The organism is Streptomyces sp. PA03-1a (assembly GCF_033792805.1).
GTDB lineage: Bacteria > Actinomycetota > Actinomycetes > Streptomycetales > Streptomycetaceae > Actinacidiphila.
Map to the genome: position 1 here is coordinate 18,825 of NZ_JARAVO010000117.1, position 8,411 is coordinate 27,235.

Sequence of the window (8,411 nt, forward strand, 5' to 3'; positions counted from 1 at the left end):
ACGTGAAACCCGTCGACCCCCGGCTCCTGAGGTACGCCCGCGCGACCCGTGTGTTCCTCGCCGTCTCCGTCCTGCTCGGTCTCGCCGGCGCGGGCCTGGTCATCGCGCAGGCGATGCTCCTCGCGGAGATCGTCGTCGGAGGTTTCCAGGACGGTCTCGACGCCGTAGGGCTGCGCACCCCCCTGCTGCTGCTCGCCGGCGTCGCGGCCGGCCGGGCGGCCGTCTCCTGGCTCACCGAGCTGTGCGCCCACCGCGCCTCCGCCGCGGTCAAGTCCCGGCTGCGCACACGGCTGCTGGAGCACGTCACCGCACTGGGCCCGGCGGGGCTCACCGAGCGCCGGACCGGTGAGCTCACCACGCTCGCCACCCGGGGCGTCGACGCCCTCGACGGCTACTTCGCCCGCTACCTGCCCCAACTGGGCCTGGCGGTCGTGGTGCCCGCCGCCGTCCTCGCCCGCATCGTCACCGAGGACTGGATCTCGGCGCTCACCATCGCCCTGACCCTCCCCCTCATCCCGGTCTTCATGGTCCTCATCGGCTGGGCCACCCAGGCCCGCATGGACCGTCAGTGGCAGCTGCTCGCCCGGTTGTCCGGCCACTTCCTCGACGTCGTCGCGGGCCTGCCCACCCTCAAGGTCTTCGGCCGGGCCAAGGCCCAGGCCGAGTCCATCCGCGCCATCACCGCCGACCACCGGCGCGCCACGATGCGGACGCTGCGCATCACCTTCCTCTCCTCCTTCGCCCTGGAACTGCTCTCCACCATCTCCGTCGCCCTGGTCGCCGTCGGTGTCGGCATGCGGCTGGTCCACGGTGAACTCGACCTCCGCACCGGGCTGGTCATCCTCGTCCTGGCGCCGGAGGCGTACCTGCCGCTGCGCCAGGTGGGAGCCCACTACCACGCGGCCGCCGAGGGGCTCTCCGCCGCCGACGAGGTCTTCGCCGTGCTGGAGACCGCGCCGCCCCGGCGCGGCACGGCCCCGGCCCCCGACCTGCGGGCCGCGGTCGTCGAACTGGACGGGGTCGCCGTGCAGGGCCGCCTCGGCGCCGTCTCCCTGCGGGTCTCCCCCGGCGAGACGATCGCCCTCACCGGCCCCAGCGGGATCGGCAAGAGCACCCTGCTCTCCGTGCTGCTCGGCTTCACCGAGCCGACCTCGGGACGGGTCCTGGCCGGCGGCACCGAACTCGCCGCCCACGACCCGGCCGGCTGGCACCGGCAGATCGCCTGGGTCCCCCAGCGGCCGTACCTCTTCGCCGGGACCGTCGCCGACAACGTACGGCTGGCCCGGCCGGACGCGAGCCCGGCCGGGGTCCGCGCCGCGCTCCGGGACGCGGGCGCCCCGGACCTCGACCCCGCGACGGTGGTCGGGGAGGGCGGCGCCGGGCTCTCCGCCGGACAGCGGCAACGCGTCGCCCTGGCCCGGGCGTTCCTCGCCGACCGGCCGCTGCTGCTGCTCGACGAACCCACGGCGGCGCTGGACGGGGAGACCGAGGCGGCCGTGGTCGACGCCGTACGGCGGCTCGCGGCCGGCCGCACGGTGCTGCTCGTGGTGCACCGCCCGGCGCTGCTGGCCGTGGCGGACCGCACGGTGCGGCTCGACGGCCGCCCGGAGCGTGCCGTGCCGTCCACCGCGGGGCACCCCGCCAGGGCCGAACGGCAGGTCGCGGCCACGGTCAGTGCCCCCGAACCCCTCGGCGCGGCCCTCGCCGTCGCGCCGGCCGCGCCCTCCGCCGCCGCAAGAACCTCCGCGCCGCTGACCCGGGTACGCCGGGTCACGTCGCCGCTGCGGCCGCGGTTCGCCCTCGCGTTGCTGCTCGGCGCCCTCGCGCTGCTGAGCGCCGTCGGTCTGATGGCGACCTCGGCCTGGCTGATATCCCGGGCCTCGCAGCAGCCGCCGGTCCTCTACCTGATGGTCGCGGTCACCGCGACCCGGGCCTTCGGGATCGGCCGGGCGGTGTTCCGCTACGCCGAGCGCCTGGTCTCGCACGACGCCGTCTTCCGCGCCCTGGCCGACCTCAGGGTGACCGTGTACCGCCGGCTGGAGCGGCTCGCGCCCGCCGCGCTGCGCGACACCCGGCGGGGCGACCTGCTCTCCCGCCTCGTCGCCGACGTGGACGGCCTGCAGGACTACTTCCTGCGCTGGCTGCTCCCCGCGGGCGCCGCCGCGCTCACCGGTACCGCGGCGGCCGCGTTCACGGCGTGGCTGCTGCCCGGTGCCGGAGCCGCCCTGGCGGTGGGACTGCTCACCGCCGGCGTGGCCGTGCCGGCCGTCTCCGCGGCGCTGGCCCGGCGCGCCGAACGCGCGCTCGCCCCCGCCCGCGGTGAACTCGCGGCCCAGGTTGTCGAGGTGCTCACCGGCACCGCCGAACTGACCGTCGCCGGGGCACTGCCCGGGCGCCGCGCCAAGGCGGCCGAGACGGACCGCGTGCTCACCCGGATCGCGGCGCGTTCCGCGGCCGGTGCGGCGCTCGGGGCCGGGCTCGGCGCCCTGGTCAGCGGAGTCACCGTCACGCTCTGCGCCTGGGCGGGCGTGCGGGCGGTGGCCGCCGGCGGACTGTCCGGGGTCGCGCTCGCGGTCGTCGTGCTCACCCCGCTCGCGGCCTTCGAGGCGGTGGCGGCCATGCCGCTCGCGGCGCAGTACCGGCAGCGCAGCCGGCAGGCGGCGCAGCGCGTGTACGACGTGCTCGACACCCCCGAGTCCGTACGGGAGCCGGAACGCCCTGCCCCCGCGCCCGCCGGACCGCACCCCCTGGTGCTGCGCGGTCTCACCGCCCGCCATCCGGGGCAGCCCCGGCCCGCGCTGGACGGCGTCGGCCTCGAACTGACTCCCGGTCGCCGGATCGCGGTCGTCGGCCCCTCCGGCTCGGGCAAGACGACCCTCGCCCACGTGCTGCTGCGCTTCCTGGACGTCGAGGCGGGCACCTACACCCTCGCGGGCACCGACGCCACGGCCCTCGACGGCGACGCCGTGCGCCGCATGGTCGGCCTGTGCGCCCAGGACGCGCACGCCTTCGACAGCACGGTCCGGGAGAACCTGCGCCTGGCCCGCCCCGGCGCGGACGACGCGGAGCTGCGCGGCGCGCTCGCCGCGGCCCGGCTCGACCTGGACCTCGACCTCCCGGTCGGCGAGCACGGCACCCGCCTGTCCGGCGGCCAGCGCCAGCGGCTGGCGCTGGCCCGGGCGCTGCTCGCCGACTTCCCCGTCCTGGTGCTCGACGAGCCCGCCGAACACCTCGACCTGGCCACCGCCGACGCCCTGACCGCCGATCTGCTGGCCGCGACCACGGGCCGGACGACCGTGCTGATCACCCACCGCCTCACCGGTCTGGAAGGGGTCGACGAGATCCTCGTCCTCGACCGCGGCCGGGTCGTGCAGCGCGGTACGCACCAGGAGCTGGCCGCCGCCGACGGCCCGTTCCGCCGGGGCCTGGACCGCGAGCGTGCGGCCGACGCACTGGGCGCGCCCGAGCCGGAGTCGATCACGGCGTAGGACGCGGCACCGGCCTAGGCTCGCCGTATGGCAGAACCACTGGCCAAGCTGCTGGACGCCGTCGGCTCGGTCACGGCCGCGCTGCTGGCGGACGAACAACCGGGCGAGAACGCGCTCGACGTCGTCGCCGAGCAGGCCCGCGCGCTCGTGGCGGCTGACGCGGGCCTGGTTCTGCTGCCGACGGTCGAGGGCGGTCTGGAGGTGGTCGCGGTCTCGGCCCAGCAGCCCGCGGGCCTGGTCGGCACGGTGCTCGAGGCGGACAGCCCGCCTGTGGCGCCGCTGATGGCGGGCGAGCCGGTGTTCGTGGAGGACGCCTCGACCGACGACCGGATGACCATGGCGATCGCCCCGCGCTTCGGGGCCTGCATGATCCTGCCGCTGCAGAGCAGCGGTCATGTGATGGGCGCGCTCGCGCTGCCGAGGGCCCACGGCGTGCCGGGCTTCACCGAGGACGAGCGCTTCGTCGCCGTCCAGTTCGCGGCGCAGGCGGCGCTGGCCCTGCTGCTCGCCGACGCCCAGCGCGACCGCAACCGGCTGGCCGTCTACGAGGAGCGCGACCGGATCGCCCGCGACCTGCACGACCTGGTCATCCAGCGGCTCTTCGCGACGGGCCTGATGCTGCAGGGGGCCCGGCGCAAGGCGCTGCCGCCCGAAGCGGAGGCGGGCATCGCGCACGCGGTCGAGGAACTGGACGCCACCATTCAGGAGGTGCGGACGGCGATCTTCGCGCTGCAGCAGGAGCCGGGCGACGACGCACCGGCGGGACTGCGCGCCCAGGTGCTGCGGGAGACCGGCTCCGCCGCGCGGGGCCTGGGCTTCCCGCCCTCCGTCCGCTTCGTCGGACCCGTCGACCACCGGGTCGGCGCGCTCAGCGCCCGCAACCTCGTGGCGGCGCTGCGCGAGGCGCTGTCCAACGTCCAGCGGCACGCGGGCGCCACCTGGGTCGAGGTGGTGCTCGACGCCACCGCCGTGCTCGCCGACGGCCGCGAGGGGGTGCGGCTCATCGTCTCCGACGACGGCGTCGGCATCCCGGAGACCGGGCGGCGCAGCGGGCTGCGCAACCTCGCCCGCCGCGCGGAGTCGCTGGGCGGCGAGTCGATCTTCGGGCCGGGGCCGGACGGCAAGGGCACCACGCTCGCCTGGGAGGCGCCCCTGTGAGACCGGAGGGGGTCAGCGGGCGGCGAGGATCCGCTCGATGACCAGGGCGACGCCGTCCTCCTCGTTCGCCACGGTGCGGTGCGTCGTGGCGGCCAGCACCTCGGGGTGGGCGTTGGCGACGGCGTACGAGGTGCCTGCCCACGACAGCATGGCGAGGTCGTTGGGCATGTCCCCGAAGGCCACGACCTCCTCGGCGGAGATGCCGAGGTCCGCGCAGCAGCGTGCGAGCGTCGTCGCCTTGCTGACCCCGGCACCGCTGATCTCCAGCAGCGCCGACGCGCTGGACCGGGTGATCTCGGCGTGCTCCCCGGCCACCGCGCGTGCGGTGCGCAGGAAGGCGTCCGGGTCGATGGACGGGTGCTTGGCGAGCAGCTTCAGCACGGGCTGGCCGTGCCGCCCGCCGTCCAGCAGCTCCTCCACCGGGGCGACGACCGCGTCGGGCGCGGGGGCGTACGGCGGGTACTCCGGCTCGTACGCGAAGCCGCCGGTCAGCTCGACGGCGAAGGTCGTGCCGGGGACGGCGGTGCGCAGGGAGGCGATGACCGCGAGCGCGTCCCGCGGGTCGAGGGGGTAGGCCGCCAGCAACCTCTTGTCGCGGTGCAGGTCGTAGACGGCGGCGCCGTTGGCGCAGATCGCCATGCCGTGGCCGGCGGTGTGCGCGGCGACCACGTCCATCCACCGCGCGGGCCGGCCGGTGACGAAGAAGACCTCGATGCCCGCGGCCTCCGCGTCCGCCAGGGCGGCGATCGTCCGGGCCGAAACGGTCTTGTCGTCGCGCAGGAGCGTGCCGTCCAGGTCGGTGGCGATCAGCCGCGGCGCGGGAGCCGCGAGGGTGGCGTCCGGGGTCCTGGGATGCTGGGTGGCTGAGGTCACCGACCCATGGTCCCCCATGCGGTTGCATATGACAGCAGGCGGGCGCTGAGTGCGATCACCGCCACACTCTCCGTCGCCGTTGTCAGTGCCGGGTGTCACCATCTCGCCATGGCCCTTGTGCGTTGTGAAGAGCAGCCCGACCGGGAACCGGTGCTCCTGGCCGACGCTTTGCCGACCGTCGTGGACGGCATCCGCCTGGCCGCGCGCACCGCGATACCCGTCGCCGATCCGGCGGCCGGCACCGCCACGACCTGCGGCCGGTGCGCCTGCGCCGCCTACCGCCACCGCACCGCCGGCGGCCACTGGATCCTGGTCGAGCCCGGCGAGTGGCCGTCGGCCACCGTCCCGGCCGGTCGCCGCTGGCGCGTCGCGGGTGACGGCACGGCGGTCAACCTGCGTGCCGCCGACCCCTCCGCCACCTGCCGGATCAGTCATTTCGACGTCTGTCCCGCGGGTCCGCCGCCCACGGCGTCACCCGTGCTGCTCGGCCAGTGGCGGCGCAACGCCCGCCGCCGGCTCAACTGAGCTGGGCCGGCGCCTCGGTCGCGATGCGCTCGAAGACCTTCTCGTCCGCCGCGTAGACGGAGTCCGGCACCGGCCAGTGGAGCACGATCTCGGTGATGCCGACCTCCGCGTAACGGCCGGCGAAGTCGACGAAGGCGTCGAGCGACTCCAGCGGGCGCTCGGCCGTCGACCCGGTCAGCAGGATGCGGTCGAGCTCGCCCGGATCCCGCTCGATCTCGGCGCAGGCGATCTCCAGCTGGTCGTACTGGTGCGAGACGACCTCGGGGCACTTGTCCACCGGCACCTCCGCCGGGCCCTTCGGGTCGCCGTAGGTCACCCAGGCCTGGCCGTAGCGCGCCGCCAGCCGCAGCCCGCGCGGGCCCGTCGCGGCCACCGCGAAGGGCACCCGCGGCCGCTGCACGCAGCCGGGGATGTTCCGCACCTCGTCCGCCGAGTAGAACTCGCCTTCGTGACTCACCACCGGCTCCGTCAGCAGCCGGTCCAGTACGGTGACGAACTCGCCGAAGCGGTCGGCCCGTTCCCGCGGCGTCCACGGCACCTGCCCCAGCGCGGTCGCGTCGTAGCCCACCCCGCCGGCACCGATGCCGAGCGTCAGCCGCCCGTCACTCACGTCGTCGAGGGAGATCAACTCCTTGGCGAGCGTGACCGGGTGCCGGAAGTTCGGCGAGGTCACGAGCGTGCCCAGCCGGATCCGCTCCGTCGCCACGGCCGCCGCCGTCAGCGTCGGCACCGCCCCGAACCACGGGCCGTCCCGGAAGCTCCGCCACGACAGGTGGTCGTAGGTGTAGGCGGCGTGGAAGCCGAGTTCCTCGGCCCGACGCCAGACCTTCCGGCCCTCGTTCCAGCGGTGGATCGGCAGGATCACAGTGCTCAGGCGCATGTCCTCCACCCTACGGGCCCTGGCGCCGCCCGGCCCGGAGCGGTCGGACGATCGGGGCTCCGGCCGCCGTCCGGTGGAAAACGCGGCCAACCGGGCCCCGCGCGGCCCCCGCCTGCGCATCCTGTGGACGGGGCGACGCACGCCACGCGCAACGGGACGCCGCCCTACCCCCAGACGTCAGGACCCGCAACTCGGGGTGCACTGCGCGGGAAGTTCCTCGCCGGAGCGGCCGGCCGGGGCACGGCTGGGCCACCCGGGTGGTGTTGATCGGAATATCGGCGCCCTCGGGGTGCGGCACCGAGGATTTCGTGCTCACTTCCGCATCATCGGATTAGTCGCTCCCGACTCACCGAAGGAAGTGAGAGGTCATGGCTGCCAACACCCATGTCAGGACGTTCTGGGACGTCTTCGTGACGCTCCTGCTCAAGATGGTCGCGTACTTCGGGTTCGCCGTCCCGGCGTCGCGTAGCACGGCTCCTGCCGCGCCGCGACCCGAGACCCTCCCCGGGACCCGGTTCCTGCCGACCGCCGAGGCGGTCCGCCACTGGGCACCGGCGCCGCGTACGGAGCCAGCACCACAACCGGTGGCGGTGGGCGCCGCCGCGTCCGGTCCGGGGCCGCGCGTCGAACCGGGCGGACGCACACCGGACGTCCCGTCGTGCCGCACGTCGTACCGCAGCGAACCCGTCGTGCCCGAGCCGTCCGTCCCCTTCGTCCCGGCGCCCTGCCTCACCGCCGCGGCCGACGCACGCTCCTTGCCGCCGACGATGAAGCAGCGCATCCGGGCCGAGGCCCACGGCGCCTCGCCCGTGGCCCGCGTGCGCACCCGTCCGATCGGCGACGCCGGCCTCGACCCCGCGCTGACCGACGCGACCGCGGCCCCGGCCCGCACCCCCCGCCGCCGCGAGTGGGCGCTCTGCGCATGACCGCCGCGGACGCGCGTGACCAGCCGGTACGGCGTGCCGCACGGCTCCCGTTGACGTCACGTCAGGCCGTACCCACTGCGGAGGACCGCGTCGAGCGGACCGCCCGAGGGCAAGCGCACCAGCACCACCACGGCGCCGGACACGGCGCCCGCTCCAGCGGAACCGTCCGGACTCCCCGGACGACGGGCGCACACACGGGCCCGCGCCGGAGCACGGCAGTGAGCACCACGCCGGGCACCACCCCGAGCAGGACCGCGAGCACCACCCCGAGCACCACCCCGAGCACAACTACGAGCACCACCCCGAGCACGATGACGAGGACGACGATGCCGGAGACGACCCGCACCCCCGGGGCTGTGACGGTCACCGCCGGCTCGACCCGGCCCCACACGCGGCGGGACACCCCGGTCCGCGACGGAGCCACGGACCGTCCAGTCGCCGACCCGCCCGCGCACGACGGCGGCCCGTACCGCCGCATCCGCGCGTACGGCGGAGCAGGCACGTACCGCCCATGCACGCCCCGCACACGCACGCTCCGCACTCCCACCCCCCGCACACCCC

At 75.6% G+C, this 8,411-nt stretch carries 6 protein-coding genes and 1 pseudogene; 4 read left to right on the top strand and 3 right to left on the bottom strand.

The features are described 5' to 3' along the window. Positions 1 to 2: 2 nt before the first annotated feature. Together cydD and PV341_RS25155 are read left to right on the top strand one after the other, a co-directional pair. Positions 3 to 3,488: a thiol reductant ABC exporter subunit CydD gene (gene cydD / locus PV341_RS25150; protein WP_500359023.1), complete on the top strand. Its 3,486-nt coding sequence runs from the start codon at positions 3 to 5 to the stop codon at positions 3,486 to 3,488. Between the two features lie 51 nt (positions 3,489 to 3,539). Beyond that, a pseudogene (locus PV341_RS25155) lies at positions 3,540 to 4,646 on the top strand (GAF domain-containing sensor histidine kinase); the annotation flags it as partial. Positions 4,647 to 4,658: 12 nt separating this feature from the next. On the opposite strand, the gene PV341_RS25160 reads toward PV341_RS25155, so the two are convergent. Continuing rightward, positions 4,659 to 5,519, bottom strand: coding sequence for an HAD family hydrolase (locus tag PV341_RS25160; protein ID WP_500330968.1), 861 nt, complete (start codon positions 5,517 to 5,519; stop codon positions 4,659 to 4,661). A gap of 108 nt (positions 5,520 to 5,627) precedes the next feature. Between PV341_RS25160 and PV341_RS25165 the strand changes: the two genes are divergently transcribed. Further along, entirely contained in the window at positions 5,628 to 6,044 is a 417-nt protein-coding gene (locus tag PV341_RS25165; protein ID WP_500330969.1) for a DUF6083 domain-containing protein, read from the top strand. Here PV341_RS25165 and PV341_RS25170 read toward each other — a convergent pair. Continuing rightward, positions 6,037 to 6,924, bottom strand: coding sequence for an LLM class flavin-dependent oxidoreductase (locus tag PV341_RS25170; RefSeq protein ID WP_500330971.1), 888 nt, complete (start codon positions 6,922 to 6,924; stop codon positions 6,037 to 6,039). The genes PV341_RS25165 and PV341_RS25170 overlap by 8 nt on opposite strands. Positions 6,925 to 7,292: 368 nt before the next feature. Here PV341_RS25170 and PV341_RS25175 point away from each other — a divergent pair, with 368 nt between their 5' ends. Further along, positions 7,293 to 7,850, top strand: coding sequence for a DUF6344 domain-containing protein (locus PV341_RS25175; protein ID WP_500359024.1), 558 nt, complete (start codon positions 7,293 to 7,295; stop codon positions 7,848 to 7,850). 61 nt (positions 7,851 to 7,911) lie between these two features. Here the strand turns inward: PV341_RS25175 and PV341_RS25180 are convergent, their stop codons facing one another. Then, positions 7,912 to 8,217, bottom strand: a complete 306-nt coding sequence (locus tag PV341_RS25180) for a hypothetical protein (protein ID WP_500359025.1) — start codon at positions 8,215 to 8,217, stop codon at positions 7,912 to 7,914. Positions 8,218 to 8,411: the final 194 nt, after the last annotated feature.

Bases quoted from the DNA above. Each gene is read 5' to 3' on its own strand.
- PV341_RS25165 (WP_500330969.1), top strand. From the start codon at position 5,628: ATGGCCCTTGTGCGTTGTGAAGAGCAGCCCGACCGGGAACCGGTGCTC.
- PV341_RS25170 (WP_500330971.1), bottom strand. From the start codon at position 6,924: ATGCGCCTGAGCACTGTGATCCTGCCGATCCACCGCTGGAACGAGGGC.
- PV341_RS25175 (WP_500359024.1), top strand. From the start codon at position 7,293: ATGGCTGCCAACACCCATGTCAGGACGTTCTGGGACGTCTTCGTGACG.